This is a genomic window from Bifidobacterium mellis (assembly GCF_000967265.1).
Classification (GTDB): domain Bacteria; phylum Actinomycetota; class Actinomycetes; order Actinomycetales; family Bifidobacteriaceae; genus Bombiscardovia; species Bombiscardovia mellis.
Window position 1 is genome coordinate 1,827,568 of the sequence record NZ_KQ033885.1, and the last position, 20,962, is coordinate 1,848,529.

Below are 20,962 nucleotides of genomic sequence, written 5' to 3' on the forward strand. Positions count from 1 at the left end.
CGATGGCATTGTCGGGAATGTGCCACTGGCTGTATCCATCTGGTATGACAAAGAGATTGGCGAGTGAGATGGCAGCAGATAAAACAAATACTGAAGTGAACTGCCAACCGTCATCTACTATGAATGACCTATCTGATAAGGTTCAGACAGTTTTTAAAGTACTAGATCGAAGAGAGAAACTTGCTGCCTTACCCAAGCTTGAAGAAGCCTTGGCTTCTCTTAATAGCAAGAATAGTATTAATGCTCAAGTAGATAGAGACTCAACAGTTTTCGGATTCGATACCAATGCAGTAATTAAAATCAGCAGCCTAAGCCGAAGTAAAAGTGATAACATTATTGACTTCATAAAAACACTACCTAAGCATCATATTATAATTCCGGGTCAGGTCGCCCAAGAGACATGGAATGTCATAACTAGAGATCATCACAACTCCAAAATCGGTCAGATCATAACAATGCAAAAAACTGATGTCCAAAGTATCCGGACGCTACTGGGAGACGTTAAAGCTGATAGGACTTTTGATTTATTGCAAGAATTGCGAGCAATATATCAAGAGTATCAGCCTCAGAATGATTCAGACAGTTTGAGATCCTTAACATCAACCATCACCAATCTTAAAGCCGTTGCAATCTGCCCCTTCGTGCCAAGAGCTCAGTTCTTGCAATTGGCTGAAGTAAGGCAAAAAACAAACACACCCCCAGGTTTTCGCGACTCTGGTGATAACCATGGTGACTATTTCGTCTGGGCAGATTTCTTATTAGGCGTATGCATGTTAAACAAACCAAATATCACCAACATTGTCTTAGTCACGGATGACACAAAAAGTGATTGGAGTATTCGTGGTGTCACTCATCCCATGTTGAGCGCAGAAATCGATGCTTTATGTGGGAAAAAATTCCAACTTTGGGGTGTGCAAGATTTTTCACGTTATGTAGAATTGAACATTTAATTGAGTAATTAGCCACGAGGGGAATCCTATGATCGAGTTCAGTATTGTAGATTGACAATCAGCTCCAATAATGTCTTGAAGACATTCAATTGATTTCGTTCGGCATGGACGAGCAGTCTTAGTCAAAACGTTTGCCTTAATCTACATCTTTTTGTTACCTTTCGCGCTGTCATATCACACCGCCACGGACGGTGTTCACAGCTCGTACTCATTCAACACGAATACTGAGCTACTCCACCGCTTCAGACAACATCGCTTCCAGGGCACGGGAACGAGCAGTTTTCCACCGAACCGCACAGAAACAACCTAGCTGCATATTACCCAGACCCACTCGATGCTTAATCGCATTGACTGTCGAACAGTGCGCACTGTAAGGGTACACCATGGGTTGAGCGCTGCGGATATTTTCTTAAAGACCAGATGAGAGTATGTAATGAAGTGGTCAAATCAAATTGCGCTTGTTTTCCAGTATTTTTATGCGGTGATTCACACGCACTCTATCAAGAAGATTGCGTCTGAGTTTTGTTCCTCACATTGTTGCTATCGTTGTGACTGCCTTCCGAAGTCTAGTTCGTTATACGGTAAACGACAATTTCGATATGCGTTGTATGAAGAATCTCCGCGACGCAATCTTCTGTTGTTTATTGTCTAGTCAGCGATCAGCGTGGTCACGATGCTCATTTCTAGTTCAGGCCTCTATTGGTCTCTTCATCGACATCTCCCTGTCCGTTAGGTCAAACGAATAACCGGATTAAACTGGGACACTACAAGACTACCTATCTGCCTGGGAAAGTGATCTTTGATACGAATCAACTTGCCATACCCTGAGCTCAAGGTTTCTAGTGAACCGAATTAACGATTATCAGGCTGGACCCTTCTTATTATTAGATTGCGATCTGGAATGGCAATGCAACATTAAATATGCTCGCCAATCCGTATCGGGTTCTGCCGCCCGTCTTTTACAAGACGTTACAAATTCATTTTCTCGTTCAACGATCTCTTTATCTATCAGTTTCCGTATGACAATGGGTCGCCGTCCAACGCCCATATTGGATGGGGATCTAGCAATTGGCCATAAGTCAGAGCTATCCGCTGATAAGTACTGTCACATTTTCTGATGACCAATGAGATGAGTGATATTTCATTGGCATCACGGACATATTGACAGAAGGCAACCACATTCCAAGGCGATTTCAAAACCCCACTAAGAATATCCAATTTCTGAATTTCATTCTCATTTAAACCTTTAGCCGTTCGTTCCACCTCTATTGAGACGAACTCCCCCATCCCAGTGAGCCTGATTAGGTCAGCTTCACCAATTTCGTTACCATCGTCTGTTTTGAAAACACTCATTCCAGGATGCATTCCCATGAGTTAGCCTTTCGACCCAGCTTCAAATATCCAGTGGAAGAACCGGGCAGCAAGAAAGTGTCCTACAGCATCCACCTTGTAGACGCGTCTGGACTGTCTAGCTGAACCTGTACTGGAACTTGGCTACGGGCTCATCCCCGAATGGGAAGTCAATAGTTTTTCGAACAGCCACGACAGATGATTGGCGGGACGAAACTTGTAATTAGAATCCACTGTTTTGCACTGCATTCACGGCATTGGATCCGGAATCCTTTTAGGACGACACTCGCCTTTCTGCCTAGGCCAGCCAACAGCCAACATTTCGTAGCCTTGTCGCTGTTACCGAACACCTTTTTAAAATCTGGAACGTCTTCACTGGTAGCTCATCTATTGAAATGCCAGCATATTCATCAACCTCTTGCCCTTCTCGCCGTGCGCGTTCCCGATACCAGTTGAAAACCTGCTGTGCAGCCATTGATTCCAGTAATCGAAGCAATGGAACAGGGCGTAGCATACCCAAATCATTGAGATCTCCTAAACCATATTCTTCAGGGTTGTCGACATAGACTTACATGCGGAAAAGCAGATCAGATTGAAGGAATGCGCCAGGCTAGCGCTCCGAGGGATTACATACTCCGTTACGCCTCTACTCACTGATTCTTATCAAAAGCCTCTTTTAGCCACTTACGTTACCGGGCGTACAGCTCTTTTCAGCTCTTCGGAAATCGGTTTAAGCAGAAGCTTAACACGGTGCACAGAACCCGCACCTCCTCATATTGCTCATAGCGACTTCTGCGGACTCAAGCATGTTATGGATCCGCGACGGTCTGCTCATGTGGGCATTGCAAAATTCGACTCTGCGTAAATGCAGATGAAACTGAATTAACGAGTTTATTTCACACGGCTTATCGGAAGATTATTATGCATATTTAGATATCTTGATGGCTAGGTAGGGAGTGAGGTCATGTCGGTTCCCGATCAATTGCTTATCCTCGGCAACGGTTTTGATCTTCAATGCGGGTTGGCTTCGACATTTACGGATTTTGAGGAGCCGCGCAAATATATGATTAATACGATCATAAAGAAATACACACATTGCGAGGACATGGCAGGCATGCCTCTATCGCTTTATGACGATGAAGAGTGACCAGGTAAATCTCTGGCTGCTGATTTGCAGGCTGGGGGAATCACTGCTTGGGATTTTATTCTTATTGCAGACGAACAGGTACGAACCTGGTATGACGTAGAAGCCTGTATCAGAGACTGGCTCATGGGCTACGCCGAGGGCCATCAATCTTCTAGCGAGAATCAGCTGCAAACAATGGAAAATCAGTACTCGCAATATAGACGAGTGACAACCCGTGAAGTATCGCCCGGAGACTACGAGGGAATCGCAGCTTTGGGCAACTTTATTAATGATTCAGTTTTTGAACAACTGTCGGTAGACAGACAAGTCGCTAAACTGCTTCTCAAATGGTATAATTGCGATGCTGATGATAATTCAGTCATGAAAGCAATGATGCAGGAACTCCATCGCCTGGAGGCAGCCTTCTCAAGTTATATGAAAAATGTAGCAAAGAGCAATGAAAATTACCGTAGCCGTACCTGTCTTCTGCTAGAGCAACTCATGAACGATCAGCTAAACGATTATAATTCTTTGCTGACCGATAACACGTACAAAATAGGCGGGGACATCTCATTCGAAAGCTCTTTCAATAATGTGAGAATACTGGATTTCAATTACACCGATCCCGTCTACGGCATCGAAATCGCACCTACCCTCATCAACATCCACGGGAACATACATGGCGGGGACATCATTTTCGGCATTGACAGCAACAGCGTCGACACCAATGACTCCAAATTATCCAGGTCTCGTAAAGTTCACCAAGACCTATAGGCTCATGGCACTGGGCAAGGGTCGCAAGACCAAACTGGTCCATCCCTATGTAAGCGGGCAACCAGGCAGCAAGACCAACATCATCAAGTTCTTCGGGCGTTCCCTGGGTGACCCCGATTATTCGTACTTCCAAGCCATCTTCGATGAAGTGAACCTGTACGGAAGCGATACCCGACTGGTCTTCTACTACAACCAGAACCGCCTGAACGAAAATAAGGATGACGAGAAGGGCAAGAACACGACAAGTGAAAGCGCACAGGAAGAGATGTTCGAGAAAGTCAACCGCCTCATCACCACATATGGGCAGACCCTGGACAACAAGGACCACGGCCGTAACCTCATGCACAAGCTTCTCCTGGAAAACAGGCTGCAGGTCGTCCAGGTCCCAGTCTGACAGAGGTGCCACTTTCTAAAGTAATTCCCCTTGACAGTCAGGATACGGCCCCAGCCTGACTATGCACTCTTCATGACCTAGCACCAAGCATATTATGACCCAGTCGACACTGAACTTAGCTACACTCACCTCTTAGCGATGGCAACCTTGGAGCCATACGGCTGTTTGATCATAGCCACACTGCTTCAAAGAATTTGACCAATTGCCATCCCATCAGCACTTTCCTGGCGCCTTCTAACAAGAGTAAATAATCAGCCAGAGCGTAAGGCAAAGTGACTAACAATTAAACTCCGGCCTATCTTTAAATCTGCAGCGTAACTAATTGGTCTTACAGACCAGGGATGACGTGCTGTATCTAAGGGAATTCTGGCTGCACCTTTCCTGCTCCGCTTAGGCTCTCGTGCTCGCCTCCACCGGCAGGTCCTTGGCGATCCTGGACGTATAGGTTCCATTCTTCCAATCAGCGAGATTGCCGACCACGTAGACACGACGCTTGGCTCGCGACACGGCGACGTTAAGCAGATTGGGCGACCCGTTAACCCATGAACGAGAGCCTTCTCCACGCTTGCCGGCTCTGCTGCCAAGAACGATGAAGACCACATCGGCTTCCCGCCCCTGGGAGGTGTGGACGGTTCCGGCCTGGCTTGATGCGAGCCGGCTCGCTTCGCTGTCATTGCAACCAGTGCATTGCCGCAAGGCATCCGCGAAGGCGTCACGCACCTGTTTGGCCACAGCTCTGAACGGAGCGATGACCAGAATATTGGTGGGGTCAATCCCGCCTTGGAAGAGCCCGCATAGACGCTTGTGGAGTTCGTAGCCTTCCTGCGGCCTCCATTGCGTTCTCCCGGTTTCGCTGGAATTCGGCGGCACATCGTACCAACAGGAGGCCGGCAGCTCATCTCCCGCATGAGGACCGGACGGATAGGCACAGGGCTGATGCCCCGGCCCTACACGAACCATCCTGCCGGAGTAGGCCATATCGTTGCATATGGAAAACATGGGTTCATCACAGCGCCGATGAACCACCAGAGGCATCCCCAGCCAGTGGTCATCCGTCTCGTCCAACAGACCGCAAGGCGTCTGGTAATCAACCAAGGCCTGCATGTTTTCGGACTCCAGTCCCAGGTGCTGGAGGTGATGGGTGCTCGCCAGGAGTTCTCGCATCGGCTTAGGCATGGTACCCACGGGTTGGAGCTGCATAGGGTCTCCAACTGCAACCGCATGTTTCACGCGCTGCAATAGACCAGCAGCGGCCTGGGGCAGGGCCTGTCCAGCCTCATCAACAATCGCCCAGCCGAGCGCCTCCTTGCCTATCCCCGATAACATTCTGGATATTGAAGCAAAGGACGAGGAGACGACTGGGATCACCAGGAAGAAGGTCTGCCAAGCCACCAACCTCTCGTCATTCGTAAAGCCATTCGACTGCATCACAGCGCAAGCAAGGGAAAGATTGCACATGAACTGGTGGGAAGCACCCATAACGACCTGCTGATGAAGAGCCAGCGCCTTGATATAGACCTCCGTCCGCGCCTTGCTCCATTCCTGGTCCATCCACGCAACATGATCATCGCCAATGTCAGGCCTGGGCCACTGAATCTGCTCGGCCTCAGCAATTTGCTGTTCAAGAGCAGTAAGTTGCCTGGTCAAGGTCGCAATCTGTTTTTGGCATTGACCTAACTCCTGATCACCGACTTCCAACCCTCCATAGAAGGATTGCAACCGCTGATGGACCGTGCTGGCCTGCTCATCAAAATGCTGCTTCGCGCGACGCGCCTGCTCCAGATCAGTACGTACCTTAAGCTCGTCCTGCTGCCTTTCGCGGCTGTGGAAAAACGACCTTAGCGGATGCGCCTTCCAGTAAGACAAGTGAACCTGACAAATGCCATCAGCCTGTTCCCAAGCAGCTTGCGCATTATTGGCAGCCTGGCCAGCATCCGACATCTGCCGTTCCATTGATTGAACCTGTCCGACATACCTTGAGCGGCTTGCCTTCATGCCATGGAGTTGTTCATTGAGGGTTTTCAGCTCGGCTGACAGATTGGATCGCTGATTGCACAGGTCCGAATAAGAACGCATAAGGTTGTACTGGGCAGTCTTCCTGGCGCGGATGCTTTCTTCCTTCTTCAGCGCAGCATTAAAGTCGTTCCTGGCCTTTGCCCAATTGGTCCTGCTGCCTCTTTCACCTGGCATGTATTTCAATGACTTATAGATAAATTCGTTTTTGAAGGGCCACAGGAATCGGTTTTTATTGCTCATATTCCCCAAGACCGCCGATATAAGAGCCCAAGCGGATGAGGCATTTGAAGAACCGCTCTCATTATCCTGGCTCCTGCGATCGGTAATTTGCCCGGTAAAGTCTCGAAAAGCGAATCCACAGGGAACCTGTTTGAATTCACTGTCAATATAGGTTTCCCACTCGGCGTCTATAGCATCGGCACTGGGCAGATCCTGGCTGACGTTTTCAACAGCCTTGTTGTTGCTGGAAGCAACGACAATCTCAAAGCCGGTCACCGACGGATCAAGCGTCCAGTAGACGTAGTCCTTGTCCTCTTACGAAGTTGCTCTGGCCAGCCTCCGGGATGTGAAAATATCCTGAGGACGGGAGAATCCTGCCAACCGCCGGGCCCTGGCCACAATAATCTCGGCCACCACATCCTTGAGCAGGGTGGTCTTGCCAGTTCCAGGAGGGCCATTGACACCTAGCAGTGATGAGCTGCCATATCCTTCCAAGGCCGCCCGTATTTGATTGATGGCCAGTTGCTGACCAGTTGACTGAAATTGATTGGAAGCACTCGGCCATCGTCCAAAAGGCATGCCGGCAGGTTCCGTAAAGTCGCCTACCAAATGCCCCTCAGGGTCCTTCTGCAGATTGAACCGTCGAGGATGACCAATCGATAGATATTGCCTGACCGGTTCAGAAAATATTTCAGGCCCATTTTGATAAAGGTCCTCAAGATCTTCGAGGAAGAAGGAGTCCATCATTTCGCCATTCAACGATTCCGAACTGGCTTCCAGATGGCAATTGACATAATCCCTGATCAGAGGTGAGCCGTCAGCGCGAGCAAAAAGAGGAGAGCTACTCACCGCGCGGTCATCCAGTCCCATCCGATCCGCTACATGCTCGATGAGGCTTTCGATCTCATATCTGCCGACCGGGCCTGCCTTGTACATCGGTCGGCCTGCTTCGTCCCCAGAGTCTTCCCCAGCCAGACGATTGAATTCGGATTTGAGTTTGCTTTCCGTATCGTCAAATACTTCGATATGTGGCCACCCAGCCGGGCAATCGGGCCAGCCCTCATGATTGAACAGGCAGGAAACCGCTTTGGCATATTGCGAGAGCATCAACGATCTTGGGACCAGACAGCCATCATCCCCTACGCAGAACTCCATGAGGGAAGCCACGGCAGAAGGACCGCCAGCGCTCTTGCTCTGCCGATGGGCAAGCTCCTGCAACACCTCATCCTGAGCAGTCTCCTCGGCTGGCGAGAGCTCTCGAACAAGCTTGGCGGCCTTCAACAGCGCATTCGTGACTACACGCTGGGAGAGCCCGACTGCTATTCGAAAACGTTCATGCCTAAGCCATCGATTTTGTCGTCCTACCCCTTCTTGCTGCTCCGAGCTCTCGCCAGGTTTTACTGCCTGGTGGACAGGGCGACGCGCAAATCGACGGTCATAGTCCTTGCGGTAAACGGCACAGGCTGAGCCAGACCGATTGGCCTTTGCTGACAGCTTTTCCACCACCTGTAGCAGGCGCGAAACCATGGAATCCGTCAGCTCAGTACCCGCCGGCAGAGGGCCGGGCTGCTCAGCCACCTCTAGCCATAACCGGTTCGTCTCCCCAAGCAGACCGGTTATAGTCTGTTCGTCGAGCCTTGATTTTGCCGCCTGCGCGCGCAACCAATTCTCGGTATCCTCCGCAAACGAGAAAGGTTTGGTCAGCCGAGCGTACATGTCTGTCTGCAGCCGGTATATTTTCCTGCTCTGCAGGTCGTTATAGAGGTTTGTATAGGAACGACGCTCATTGTCAACCGGCCCGATGAGAAGATCAGCATGAATGCCATCCCATGGAAGTCGCTCCTGCTCAGCAACGCTTACCCTGTGGTCGTCGTTGCGGGAGGAGGATAAAGCAATGAGCTGGTCATCCCTCCAATTTTGTGGCGAGAACAGTTCAACCGCGCACCAATATGACAAAACATCCATTGCATGCTGTTGCTCATCGTTCCCCATATTTGCCAGTATGCGGATAAGCTGGGACAGGCACGAGAACCAGGATCCATGCTCCAGGAGTCAAACTGTTAGACGGAAGCATAAGGTTATGGACGCGCACAAGTCGCAAGCCAGGGCAGGGACACCGAATCTAACCGAATCCCGTATCAACCTTAAAACCGTCAAGCCCAAAAGGAATTGGAATAAGTATGCTCCCAGCACGTTACGGCATCTGGCTAAGTGCTCCATCATTCATGTGGAAAAATTCATCTGCGATTTGCTTAAGCTCACCCTGGTGGTGACTGGCGATGATTATAGTCCTGCCCTGATTGCGCTGCCTGATCATCTCGTCCAGGAATATCCCCACAGAATGCTCATCCAGACCATTCGTAGGCTCATCCAACAGAATCAGACGCTGGTGTTCCATTAGGGCCTGCACAATAGCGAGCTTCTGCCGCATGCCCAGCGAATAGGATTTAACCTTCTCATCCACATGGCCATCAAGGCTGAATTCAGTCAGTAGCCGTTCAGTTTCATCAGCATCAAAAGTGTGGTTGATGTTCCCCAGATAACGGAGGTTCTGCATGGCAGTTTCACTGAGCACAAACCCCGGGTTCTCGATGATCAGGCCGATGGGCTCAGGAAGTCGACGATTGAAAACCACAGGCTGACCTCCAATGGTAACCTTGCCGGAATCCGGCCGTATAAAGCCGCATATGGCTCGCAGCAGCATTGTCTTGCCCGATCCGTTGGGACCGACTATGCCATAAATCCGTCCTGAATCAAATTCAGCTTCAACTTGATTGAGCACCCGCTTGCCTTTGTAGGTCTTGCTCAGGCTGTCAACATGAACGAACATGGGGAGTTCTCCTTATCAAATGGGCGTTAATTGTGTTATGAGGCGGCTTCATGACACTCACGCGATTCGGGGATGATCGCAGGCCACAGCGTTCGCGGCAATCAGCGCGACCGTAAGGGCAAGCAGCGATGGAAGCCACAAGGGTATAGGACCTGCATGCGCCGTGGAAAACCACCGCGCAGCCGGCCAAAAAGACAGCAGGGACGCATAAATAACGAGAGCAACAATGTAGCCAGCCGCCCGGTTTGCCAGAAGATAGGAACAGTTAACCATAAGAAGCATGCAGAACAGGGTCAGGCCAGCACAAATAGCGGTTGACAGCAGTTGACCGGGAACCAGATCAGGTATCACCACAAAAGCGATGCATACCTGAATCCCTGTAAAGACCAGGCAGTAAAGGGCTAAAAGTGCCAGGTAACTGGCGAAATGTCGAATCCCCCGATCCTGACGGATGTAGACCAGCGGATTCGGTATAGCCAGGTATTCCGAAAGCTGCTCAAGAGGCAGGGCCATTCCAGTAATCATGAAAACCAGGGCGTGCATGTTAGTCAAGAGATTTGACTCCTGGGGATTTTCACTGAGACGATACATACCCATAAATATGCTGCTTGGTTTCCTACTGAGATAGTAGTTGGTCACCAGAACGGCAAAGGCCAGCAGAATAAGGGTCCGCAGACCGTTACGTGGTCCAAGTTGCTGCATTGCTCTTCGTAGCGCGTGCATTTCAATCACCCAGTCGATCAGTATTACCGAAAGCTGATGAGTTAGCCAGAACCATAACCGGGCAATAGATAATGAAAGGGACAATCTGTTGTATAACCACAAATTTCCAATAAGGAGCAACAGGGTACCAAAAGTAAAATACAAACCTAGTAGCGTTACCTGCCAGTGGACTCAACAACCAATCTGCAATAGCGAAAAAACCAATGATAATAGGCAGGAATCGTCCCCAGGATATTCCAAGGTTGTTCAGCAGCAGGCAGACCAGACCCACAGAGATAATCATCATGAATATTTGCACAGGGACCATCAGGGAAACAGACAAGGCCATAGGTGTTATCTGCTGGCCCTGCAATGGGAACTCAATCAAGAAAAACAACAGCCACGTGTATAAAGCTCCGACGATGCCGACAAGTGCGCACCACAGCAAGTTGGTTTTCAACTGCAAACGCGGATCGCGCCTGACCATTTCGAAGGTCGAATACCTAGCACTTCCAGCGTATAACAGCATCAGGAATACGGGCAATACTCCGATAGTGGGGCAGTTGAGCATGAACCCCACATAGTCCATCACTGGATCCTTCTCCATGTTGAGAAATAACTGGGTCGTGCAATAGATAAAGCCAAATAGGAAGAGTCCGGTAAGAACCATTTTGGAACCGAAGGAGGAACGACGCAGGTAGATCAGATGATTAATCATGAAACATCTCGGCTTCGTTTGAATGCAACAAGCGAGGCCGATATGACAACCGGCAGGCATACCGAAAGGGCCATTCCTACGAAGATCTGCACAAGTTGTCGAGAATCTGCGCCCCCAGGAGCAGGGAAGAGAAATATCACATGGCTCCATTGGTCGGGCACAAGAAAATTGGTTATCCCTGGGAGCATCCACCAGAGCATGCTAAGGACGAAGGGGATGAGAACTTCAACATACCTATGGGTAGTAAAGAACGATGCAGCGACGGCAATATCTGCGAACAGGCCCGAAAGAATGAATACCATTAGCATAACCGTGAGGATAGCCAATGGCTGATTGAAGCGGTACAACGGATACAGCCACGAATCTGAATAAATGAGCACGTATTTGGATCCGTCAACCAAACCCGTGGCATCCACGACATCACCATTGATGAAATTCATGTGTGGGTTCATGATTGCTGCAATAACCAAGTTTATCAAAAGCGGGCTCAACCCCCCTATGCCTCCCAAAACAAATCCGGATGCCAGCGAGGTGTTCATGATTTTGCCGCGTCCCTCGCGTCCCAGCATTCCACTCATGCGTCGACTATGCCGCTCGATTGCAGCTACACTGCCGCCTACAAGAGCAGCAAGAAAAGGAAGAATGAATAGATAAAGTCCCGATCCAGTCCCATCGCAACTGAATAACATCACGTCGCTGAGGAAAGTCAGTTCATGACCAGGAGCTAACCGAAAGCCAGCATAATGCGTCGTCGAATACTGGATTAGGAAAAGTGCAATCGACATCGCAATTACCGAAACCATTCGAAGACTAGTCAAGCTGCGAGAGATTTGAGCCTTAGCCAGGGATGTATTAATCAAAATACTCCTCCGTTGAACATAAGAGTTGACAAGTCCCTTCATCCATCTAATGGTCGAAGGGACTTGCCGTTGTCTCAGGCTGAGTCAGGACTCCACACACCATAGGCCTGTGTGGTCCCGGAATAGGAATATGCGTGCTGCAACCTCATATGGACCTGTGATCTCCCAAACCTCTGATATGCAGAGTTGTATACATATTGGTACTGGCCAGATTTCAGATTCACAGTTGCCGAATTGACATCTTTGTTGGAATAATTTAGCATCCAGCTGCGAATTGTACGGCCCTTGGATACACTGGTTGCCTTGATGTATCCTAAACTGGCATCTTGCTTTTGACGATTTGGAGTATCACTAGTTTGCCAGCTCGAGAGATAGGTGCTCCATCCAGTATCCGCGTGATTGTTAGCAAATGCAGCTGGTGCAAAGCTAAGCGATGCAGCAAGCGCTAAAGCTACAGCCATGCCTTTCTTTTTTAGATTTTTTAACAACATTATGACCTCCTTAGTACTGCCATAGTAACTAGAGTCAAATTTATTATACTGACAAATAAGTCTCACTGTCAAATTAGCTTTTCGTCATCTTTTGTTTTCAGCTTCAACACAGCCGAATTTCCTTCAAAACTCTGCGATTATCCCCCTGGATGCTCTATCTTCCTTTGTCTCGCAAACAGCTGCCAGTCATGCAGAAGAGCTGAAAAAATAGGTCAAACAGCAGATGAAACCGACAGCGTCAATGTTGATAATTTTGATCAACACTACCTCTGTATGGAAAAGAATAATGAAGTGGCACACAGCTGATTCATAACGGCTGTGCGAAAGATGAAGCAGGGCGCAACTGTGCCCTTACCTGGTGCAGCGAGAGCAAGTGCAGTCGCCGCATCAGCAGAAGCCATGTTCATGCCCGCAGTCGTCTGACTGCCCAGTTGAACAGCTTGCGCAGTTCCGAGGCCACTAGAACCAGGGAGGCCAGGGCGATGCACTCGAGCCAGGCCTGAGGCTGGAGAGGGACGGTGCCGAAGGCCTCGCCCAGGAAGGGCACGTAGATCACCAGGAGCTGGAGCAGGATGGAGACGCCTATGGCGCCCCAGAGCCAGGGATTGCTGAAGAGCCCCTGGAAGGCCGACTTGTGGGAGGAGCGGGAGGCCAGGGCGTTGAAGAGCTGGGCGAAGACCAGGATGGTGAAGCCCATGGTCCGTGCCTCCCTGATCTGCGCCTCGTGACCGATCGCCTGGACGGACCTGTCGGTGAAGAGACCGCCGCTCAGGTGCATGTCCATACCGATTAGGGTGACCACGGCCATGACCAGGCCTATGTAGATGATGTCGATCCACATGTCCCGGTCGATCACCCGGTCGTTGATGGATCGGGGCGGGCGATCCATCAGATCGTCGGTCTGCGGGTCCACACCCATGGCCAGCGCGGGGGCCGCATCGGTCAACAGGTTGATCCAGAGCAGCTGGGTGGCCAGCAGCGGCACGGTGACACCCGCCATACCGGGCTGCGATATGCCCAGAAGCCCCGCGAAGACCACGCCGCCGAAGACCGTGAAGACCTCTCCCATGTTGGAGCTGAGCAGGTAGCGCAGGAACTTGCGGATGTTGTCGAATATGCCCCGGCCCTCCCGCACGGCCTGGACGATGGTGGCGAAATTGTCGTCCGCCAGGATCATCTTGGCTGACTCCTTGGTGACCTCGGTCCCGGTGATGCCCATGGCCACGCCGATGTCCGCAGTCTTGACAGCAGGGGCATCGTTGACGCCGTCGCCGGTCATGGCCACGACCTTGCCCTGATCCTGGAGCGATTCGACGATCTTCAGCTTGTGCTCGGGGGCCACGCGGGCGTAGACGGAGACCTTGGAGGTGGTCTCACGAAGCTGGTCCGGATCCATGGCATCCAGCTGCTCGCCGGTGCAGGCGGGTTGCCCGGGTTCGATGATGCCCAGGTCCCCTGCGATTCTGGCCGCAGTGAGCGGATGGTCGCCGGTGATCATAATCGTTCTGATGCCGGCCTTGTGAGCCTGCTCCACTGCATGACGGACCTCGGTGCGGGGCGGGTCGATGATGCCGACCATGCCCGTCCAGATCAGATTGCTCTCCAGATTGGCGCTTTCCTGGATCACCTTATCCGCGGACAGGCGGATTGCGGGAGCCTGCTGAGACCTCTGAGACAACCGGTCCGTCTGATCCGTCCCGACCGTGCTGGACGGTCCCTCCCCCTCGTCGGCTTCGGTCAGGGACGATAGTTCCTGGTCGGATAGAGGTCGGAAGGCCTGTCCCAGAGTCCTGTAGGCATCCGCCGAGAGACTGCCGACCCGGGCAAGTATCCTCTCCCGATCGGCACTAGTCATAGACCTGACCTGGCCACCATCGAGAATCCGGTCACATTGGCCAAGCAACACGTCAGGAGCGCCCTTGCAGAAGAGGCGCGATTGCCCTTCGTCGCCATCATTCGGGGCGGCCAGGACCGACATGAGTTTGCGCTCGGACGTGAAAGGAATCTCGGCCAGACGACGGTAGCCATCAGCCTTGGCATCAGAACCGACTTTACGAGCGGCAACGATCAGCGAGACCTCGGTGGGATCACCGACGATCTGCCAGTGACCCTGTCCCGATCCAGACTGGGCCCGGGAATTCGGTTCGGCCTGGTTCGCTTGCCAGTGAAGGTCTCCGTCGTTGGCGATGGCCCCGACCATCAGGGTCTCTTCAACCGCCTCAGCCAAAGTCGAATCGATGGTGTCCGTCGGCCGGTCGTCGGAACCTCCGGCCTCGACCGGCTGCATGGTTCCCTCCGGAGCGTACCCGGTGCCAGTGAGCCTGACCTGCCCCGAGGGGACGACCACCCGTTCAACGGTCATTTCATTGCGTGTAAGAGTTCCTGTCTTGTCGGAGCAGATGACTGATGCCGATCCCAGGGTCTCCACCGAGCTGAGCTTCTTGACGATGGCATGATGCTTGGCCATGCGCTGCACGCCCAGGGCGAGAACCACAGTCAGGATGGCCGTCAGCCCCTCCGGCACAGCAGCTACGGCCAGAGATACGGCCATGAGCAGGGAATCAATCAGATCCTGGGTTGTCTGAAAGCCTTCCATCAGGGCCAAAGCAGCCAAAACCAGGGCGGCAATCAAGCAGACGGCCAGTCCGAGGAGCTTGGAGACGCGGGCCATCTCCTTCTGTAGGGGCGTGGGTTCCTCCTGGGTATCAGCCAGCATGTCGGCGATCTTCCCGACCTGGGTGTCCATACCAGTAGAGGTGACGATCATGCGCCCGTTCCCCTGGGTCACTGCGGTGCCGTTGAAGACCATGTTGGTTCTGTCACCCAGAGCCTTGGGCTGGTCAAGCCGACCGGGCCGCTTGCCCACCGGCAGCGACTCGCCGGTCAGCGATGCCTCGGCCACGCGCAGACCCGCGGCCTGGAACAGTCTTCCGTCGGCGCCGACCGAATCGCCTTCAGCCAGGACTACTACATCACCAGGCACGATCCTGCTGGTCTCCAGGCTGACCACCCGGCCGCATCGCAGCACCGAGGCGTGCGGGGCCGTCATGCTCGCCAGAGCATCCACAGCCCGCTCGGCCTTAGCCTCCTGAGCGTACCCCAGGGCGGCATTAAGGATGAGGATGATCATGATGACGATGGCATCAAAGGGCAGGGGCTCCCCGCCTCCTGATGCCGGATGTGAGCGTTCCACCACCCAGGGCACCAACGAAATGGCCGTGGCTGCCAGAAGCAGATAGACCAAGGGGTCCTTGAACTGTTGAAGGAATTCCCTCCATGCAGGAACGGGAGGCGCTCCAGCCAGCTCATTAGGACCGAACCTGTCCAGCCGACGCGCCGCCTCGGCCTCATCCAGGCCCCGGTCGGGGTCCACATTCAGAGCAAGGGCAACCTGATCGACACCTACTATAGAAGGGTCCTTGAGGACGGGGCCATTCACTCTGCGCCTCTGCTCATGGCCCTGCCCTGCAGTCGGGATCACGCCGGTATCTGTCGATTTCTCATGCTTGGGATCGCTGGTCAACCCAGTCATGCCACTCTCCTGCTTATGCCACGGAGTAGTCAACGCTTCAGAGGCCCGTTGGAAGAAATCAGAGGCGGCCAGACCAAAACGCTGCGTGGATGCTTGCCAAGTTGAACCAATAATATACATAAACACGGCCGAAGTCGTCAAGGCCTTTGCTTCAGTATGCATTCTCAGGCCTGTCTCATGACAGAGACGGTATCTTTGCTGCACTTAACTTGGCAGCGCCCTAGTTGCCGAATCCCCCCCCCCCAAAAAAAATACTAGATCTTCATTAGAAAAGCTTTAATCAATTTGGGCTCATCTGGCATAAAAACCCTTATCTGCCCTGAGAATCCTATTTAAGACCCTCTTGTGATTATTCGACAGGCTCAGCTGGCGTTATCTGAGCAGTAAATAGTCTTATAGGCCAACCATGGTAGTTCTTGCCAGCCGTCTGCCCTAACGATCCTTTCAGTGGAGACACCATTGGAAATAGCACTAAACACGAGAAAGAGAGGAGAGAGACGGACAAAATGCACAACATTATCGATCTGCAGAATAGTAATATCGCCATGAATGATGAAGCCGCTCATCATAGCGGCGTCAGCATATTTGCATGCCACGGCGGTGGGCATGATAATATCTGGAGTTGATGGACCTGCAGCTAATCCACAAAAATATGCCACTGCGATGACGCATTCATCAAAATGGCATGGGCTGTCATTTTTGCCCTGATGACGGCAGGGACAACAGTCATGTAAGTCTATGGGCGCCATCCTTGTATGGCATCCATAGCAATATTCTGATGAAGATTTATAAGTCGCGAGAACGGCGATGATGGGAGAACGGTGATGAGTGGTGCTTCAGTGAGTTCAAATGGATTGACAATGACGGTGACTCCGAGGAAGGATGATTCGATCACCATCCTCGACCATGTCGACTTCCATGCTGAGCCCGGAAGAATCACGGGGATTGTCGGCCCCTCAGGCAGCGGAAAGTCCACCTTGCTGTACTGCCTTTCGGGGTTGGAACGTGCGACATCCGGAAGCATCTCCCTTCTAGGGCATGACATCACACATATGCGAGCGTCCGCGCTCACTCGGTTTCGGCGTCGACATCTGGGATTCGTGTTTCAATCCTACAACCTGATCACGAGCATGACGGTGGAGGAGAACCTCGCGCTGCCATTCACCCTGCGCGGCCGTCGACTCCCCAAGCAAAAAGCGGATGAGATGTTGCGGTACTTCGGATTGGCAAACGAGAAAAAAAGGAGCGTGACGATGCTCTCAGGCGGAGAGCAGCAACGTGTCGCGCTTGCACGAGTGCTGCTCTCCGATGCAGATATCATTTTCGCCGACGAGCCGACTGGAGCCTTGGATCAGGAATCTGGCGCCAAGGTCATGCAGGTGTTCAAAAGCCTGGCTATGGATGCGGGCAGGACCGTAGTAATAGTGACCCACAGTGGAGAGGTAGCCGGACAGTGCGACCAGATCGTTGAGGTCCGTGATGGCCACGTGCTGAACGCTGATACGGAGAGCGGGGCCCGCATATGAGGGGCGCACTCTCTGATCTGAAAGCAGCCCCGGCCGTATGGGCCGGCGTATGGCTGTCACTAATCGTTTCCCAGACCGCTGTGTGCACTATCGTCGCCGCGCGCAGGGCTATTGATGCCGCTTACCACGGACCGGATGCCGGGTTAGGCGCCAACCTTTCCGGCCCAGCAATGCTGTTCAGCGTGGTCATAGCCGTGTTCGTGATGCTGTGGGTCGTGACCGCCGCTCTGAACCAGCGCAGGCACCAACTAGCATTGCTGGTCCTTCAAGGCGCCACGCCCTGGCAGCTGCTCTTCGGGAATCTGGCTATCATCATCGTCCTATTCATCTTGGCAGCAGTAGCGTCATCCCTCCTGACGCCGCTGGCAGCACCATATCTGTTCGACCTCCTGGCCAGAGCATTCGAGCTGAAACTGACGTATCAAGCAACCCAGCTGCTGGCATCCATCGGCACTGGGTTGGCCATTGCCGGAGTCGCCGTCCTTGCAGGCACAGTGCTGACCGTGCGCACACTATCCAAGATCAGGCCGATAGAGGCGCTTCGGCAGTCACAAAACCCGCCGAGACAAGTGAACGCATTCCGTGTTCTGCTAGGCGCATCGTTGCTCGTGGGAGCGATATGCGCGCTCATCATCCCGGGGACAGCTACACGCAAGATAGACTCTGGCGAGCTCGCCACGCACATTTCCGGCAGGAATCCCATAGAGTCCAGAGTGACAGGATTCATTGGGTTCTCCATGGGAGGCATGTTCCTCCTGATCTTCGCATTGGCTGTTCTGGCTCCCTATGTCATGCACTGGTTCACCAAAGGATGGACGCATCTTCTCCCCCTGCCATTCAGCACCTGGAAACTCGCTAGGCAGCAGGCCGTTGGGAGGATCCAACGACAGAACGCGACCATCATTCCCATGACGGCCGGCTTGTCGTTGCTCATGACTTTCTCTGGTGTGTTGCATACGCTGACCGACAGCCTCAAGAATTTCGCCAGTAACGGCCATTCCATGAACGTGAACCCACACATGCTGACGAACCTGATGGCCATGCTCGGCCCTGCGCTCATCATCGCTTTGGTGGGCGCAATCTCCGGACTGATGATCACCGCACGAGGGCGACGCCTGGATCTGGCGCTGACATACGTATCCGGTGCCAGTACCGGACAGTTGCGCATTTTGGGAGCCCTCGATGGTCTCATTTCGATGGTCACCTCGGTGCTGCTCGCCTTCGTCATCACACTGCTCAGCACCTGCGGCACCGCCTTCATGCTGCAACGATATCTGGGAAGCGCAAAGATAAGCGTTCAATGGGGATATTGGGCGGTCATCGCACTCCTCGCTATTGTCGTAGGCGCCCTCGTCACAGGCGTGCAGGCGCTGTGCGCGCGTTCCGAGGATTCTGTGAGGGTCATATCACGTGCAGTCGGTGAGTAACCACCCCCAACAAAGGACGAAAATGTCGCCACACAAGCGGAATAGTAATGAGAAAACCGCATCTTTGATAGACGTGCCCCGCCTTTTGAAATCCATAAGGGTGTTTTATTCACGGTTAGTCTGCTAAGTATAGCGAGCGCCCTCTTAAATCTGGCTCAGCCACAGCTTGTCAATGTCATTCTTGGACGCGTGCAGCATAACATGCGATCCGCAGTGCCCCTCTAATAGCGTTGGCAGGAGTGTTTCTGTCCGGCGCAGCAATCACTTCTTTTGACGCTTACCTGCTGTTGAACGATATGAGACGGTCTCTAGTAATGCATATTCTGCATTTGCCGTTCAAAGATCTGGACCAGTCGCATACAGGCAACGTAATTTCTATTATTTCATCTGATACAAATGAACTGAAGCGATTGCTGACCGATAATTGCCAGAAGTGTTTGGCACTTTACTGGTGTTCATAGGCGCGTGTGTGGGAATGGTCATAATCAGTCCCGTCATGTTCGTTATCTCTCTTTCGACCTGTCTTGTTACTGTCGGTTTACTGGTAGTCTTATCCGGAAAATTACGAGACTGCTCCAGAGGGGCTCAAACGGCCATAGGAGATATGACGTCTGCAGCCACTGATGCTTTGATGAGTTTGAAAAGGATCAGGGCCTTCAACGCCACGGAGCGTGAGACCAATAAAATCGGCGAGAAGCCAGGCAAGCGTGCACATCCGGTCGTCTAATTTCAAAGAAGCAGTCACTGATATGGCCATCAGGAATGGCCTTAATGCAGTTGTGCCTGATGGTTGTATCGGGAATCGGCGCTTTCCAAGTGGCCAAAGGAGTGATGACTGTTCAGCAACTGGTAACTTCTCTATGTAGCTAGAAATGATGCCCACGCCTATGGCGACACTTTCTTCGACATATAGCAGACTGTTCAGAGCGTTGGGCGCGAACTCCAGCATTCAAGCGATAATGAGAATGCCGACCGAAGATGCGACATCAGCATGAGCAGTATCCAGTAGGGTCCAAAGGAAGGTCACCAACTCCGATCAGATTGACATCGATCTTGACCATGCTGATATTCCGTATGATGACGCACGGAACAATCGTGGCGGGCTCCAATTGAATGAAGCGGGCGTGCATATGAAAGGCGGTGTCGTCTACGCGATAGTCGGACCATCCGAAGCGGGCAAATCAACCATGCTGGCCCTTATAAGGGTATTCTATAAGCCAAATCATGGCCATGTTCTCTTTAATGGTATTGATCTTTCAACTCTCAGCTCCTCTTATGTACGTTCTCTGATCGGCTATATAGAACACGATGCCCCCATATATTCCGGTTCTTCCAGAACGAATCTGGCGATGAACAAGAACGGCGTATCCGATGAAGGCTGCTGGAATGCCTTAAATAAGGTGAACCTCACGCCAAAGTGAGAGACACCTTCGATGGATTGGATACCCCAGCAGGCAACGCGGTGTATTGCTGAGTAGCGGTGAACGCTATCGCTTGGCCCTGGCAAGGCTGTTGTCCATAAGGCGGCCGATCATGCTGCTTGACGAAACAACATACCATTTAGACGCTTAAAACGAGGAGCTCGTCGCACAAGTCATTCATGCCAATTCCCCGGAGCAGACAATAGTCATGGCGGCACAGAGAATACAATCAATCGCTTCGTCAAATAGAATCATGGTTTTGGCCAATAGAACTATCAATGGTTTCCTTTGGAAAATATTGTCTGCCAATTCTACTCTCCTATATGTATTGCTGTTAATAAACTTGATACCAATGTGAATAATTTGGCTATATATAAATATGCGCGGAAAATACGATCCACCGGCAGCAAGGTTCTCACCTCAACAAAGGAACAGACGATTCAAACTATCGTCTTGCCCTCTAAAGATATCTTTAATGACATTTATTGGCTGCTTGGTTTCCAGCATGATATGCAGTCATTACTAGACTGACCACGGGATATCTAGCAGTAAAGTTTAGCTGGGAGTACAGCACGTGAACCTTACACAGGGCACGCAGGAATAAATCTTGGAATTGCTCATTGTCA

At 51.8% G+C, this 20,962-nt stretch carries 19 protein-coding genes; 9 read left to right on the forward strand and 10 right to left on the reverse strand.

Annotated features, from left to right (window positions below; translation table 11 throughout):
- The first annotated feature begins 2 nt into the window (after nucleotides 1-2).
- Nucleotides 3-950, forward strand: a complete 948-nt coding sequence (locus tag JF70_RS09030; RefSeq protein ID WP_156149649.1) for a PIN-like domain-containing protein — start codon at nucleotides 3-5, stop codon at nucleotides 948-950.
- Between the two features lie 1,008 nt (nucleotides 951-1,958).
- Here the strand turns inward: JF70_RS09030 and JF70_RS07795 are convergent.
- Nucleotides 1,959-2,321, reverse strand: coding sequence for a hypothetical protein (locus JF70_RS07795; RefSeq protein WP_045935890.1), 363 nt, complete (start codon nucleotides 2,319-2,321; stop codon nucleotides 1,959-1,961).
- A 943-nt stretch (nucleotides 2,322-3,264) separates the two neighbouring features.
- On the opposite strand from JF70_RS07795, the gene JF70_RS07800 reads away from it, so the two are divergent.
- From JF70_RS07800 to JF70_RS07810, 3 genes are all read left to right on the forward strand, one after another.
- Complete coding sequence (locus tag JF70_RS07800) at nucleotides 3,265-3,447, forward strand: hypothetical protein (RefSeq protein WP_045935891.1); 183 nt, start codon at nucleotides 3,265-3,267, stop codon at nucleotides 3,445-3,447.
- A gap of 123 nt (nucleotides 3,448-3,570) precedes the next feature.
- Nucleotides 3,571-4,200 carry a hypothetical protein gene (locus JF70_RS07805; protein WP_156149650.1) on the forward strand — a complete coding sequence of 210 codons (630 nt, stop codon included), beginning with the start codon at nucleotides 3,571-3,573 and terminating at the stop codon, nucleotides 4,198-4,200.
- A 4-nt stretch (nucleotides 4,201-4,204) separates the two neighbouring features.
- Entirely contained in the window at nucleotides 4,205-4,594 is a 390-nt protein-coding gene (locus JF70_RS07810) for a hypothetical protein (RefSeq protein ID WP_052690801.1), read from the forward strand.
- Between the two features lie 390 nt (nucleotides 4,595-4,984).
- On the opposite strand, the gene JF70_RS07815 is transcribed toward JF70_RS07810, so the two are convergent.
- From JF70_RS07815 to JF70_RS09040, 9 genes are all read right to left on the reverse strand, one after another.
- Nucleotides 4,985-7,105, reverse strand: coding sequence for a DEAD/DEAH box helicase (locus JF70_RS07815; RefSeq protein WP_045935893.1), 2,121 nt, complete (start codon nucleotides 7,103-7,105; stop codon nucleotides 4,985-4,987).
- A gap of 39 nt (nucleotides 7,106-7,144) precedes the next feature.
- Nucleotides 7,145-8,821, reverse strand: a complete 1,677-nt coding sequence (locus JF70_RS07820; protein ID WP_045935894.1) for a P-loop NTPase family protein — start codon at nucleotides 8,819-8,821, stop codon at nucleotides 7,145-7,147.
- A gap of 202 nt (nucleotides 8,822-9,023) precedes the next feature.
- Nucleotides 9,024-9,659, reverse strand: coding sequence for an ABC transporter ATP-binding protein (locus JF70_RS07825; RefSeq protein ID WP_045935895.1), 636 nt, complete (start codon nucleotides 9,657-9,659; stop codon nucleotides 9,024-9,026).
- A 57-nt stretch (nucleotides 9,660-9,716) separates the two neighbouring features.
- On the reverse strand, nucleotides 9,717-10,391 hold the full coding sequence (locus JF70_RS07830) for a hypothetical protein (RefSeq protein ID WP_231578892.1): 675 nt from the start codon (nucleotides 10,389-10,391) through the stop codon (nucleotides 9,717-9,719).
- Complete coding sequence (locus tag JF70_RS07835) at nucleotides 10,384-11,079, reverse strand: hypothetical protein (protein WP_052690802.1); 696 nt, start codon at nucleotides 11,077-11,079, stop codon at nucleotides 10,384-10,386. Before JF70_RS07835 ends, JF70_RS07830 begins: the two co-directional genes overlap by 8 nt.
- Entirely contained in the window at nucleotides 11,076-11,981 is a 906-nt protein-coding gene (locus JF70_RS09035; RefSeq protein WP_156149652.1) for an ABC transporter permease, read from the reverse strand. Before JF70_RS09035 ends, JF70_RS07835 begins: the two co-directional genes overlap by 4 nt.
- A gap of 32 nt (nucleotides 11,982-12,013) precedes the next feature.
- Nucleotides 12,014-12,430, reverse strand: coding sequence for a hypothetical protein (locus JF70_RS08860; protein WP_082069463.1), 417 nt, complete (start codon nucleotides 12,428-12,430; stop codon nucleotides 12,014-12,016).
- A gap of 403 nt (nucleotides 12,431-12,833) precedes the next feature.
- Nucleotides 12,834-15,962, reverse strand: coding sequence for a cation-translocating P-type ATPase (locus JF70_RS07845; protein ID WP_052690804.1), 3,129 nt, complete (start codon nucleotides 15,960-15,962; stop codon nucleotides 12,834-12,836).
- Nucleotides 15,963-16,324: 362 nt separating this feature from the next.
- Nucleotides 16,325-16,711: a hypothetical protein gene (locus tag JF70_RS09040; protein ID WP_146210942.1), complete on the reverse strand. Its 387-nt coding sequence runs from the start codon at nucleotides 16,709-16,711 to the stop codon at nucleotides 16,325-16,327.
- A 111-nt stretch (nucleotides 16,712-16,822) separates the two neighbouring features.
- Here JF70_RS09040 and JF70_RS07855 point away from each other — a divergent pair, with 111 nt between their 5' ends.
- From JF70_RS07855 to JF70_RS09315, 5 genes are all read left to right on the forward strand, one after another.
- The gene (locus JF70_RS07855) at nucleotides 16,823-17,488 is read left to right on the forward strand and encodes an ABC transporter ATP-binding protein (protein WP_229281577.1); all 666 of its coding nucleotides are present in this window, start codon (nucleotides 16,823-16,825) and stop codon (nucleotides 17,486-17,488) included.
- On the forward strand, nucleotides 17,485-18,915 hold the full coding sequence (locus JF70_RS07860; protein WP_024627010.1) for an ABC transporter permease: 1,431 nt from the start codon (nucleotides 17,485-17,487) through the stop codon (nucleotides 18,913-18,915). The genes JF70_RS07855 and JF70_RS07860 overlap by 4 nt, the downstream gene beginning before the upstream one ends.
- 433 nt (nucleotides 18,916-19,348) lie before the next feature.
- Nucleotides 19,349-19,642 (forward strand): ABC transporter transmembrane domain-containing protein, encoded by a 294-nt coding sequence (locus tag JF70_RS07865; protein ID WP_045924970.1) that lies wholly within the window; start codon nucleotides 19,349-19,351, stop codon nucleotides 19,640-19,642.
- A gap of 397 nt (nucleotides 19,643-20,039) precedes the next feature.
- On the forward strand, nucleotides 20,040-20,336 hold the full coding sequence (locus JF70_RS08865; RefSeq protein ID WP_146210563.1) for an ATP-binding cassette domain-containing protein: 297 nt from the start codon (nucleotides 20,040-20,042) through the stop codon (nucleotides 20,334-20,336).
- Nucleotides 20,337-20,352: 16 nt separating this feature from the next.
- Complete coding sequence (locus JF70_RS09315; RefSeq protein WP_082069464.1) at nucleotides 20,353-20,487, forward strand: ATP-binding cassette domain-containing protein; 135 nt, start codon at nucleotides 20,353-20,355, stop codon at nucleotides 20,485-20,487.
- Nucleotides 20,488-20,962 lie beyond the last annotated feature (475 nt).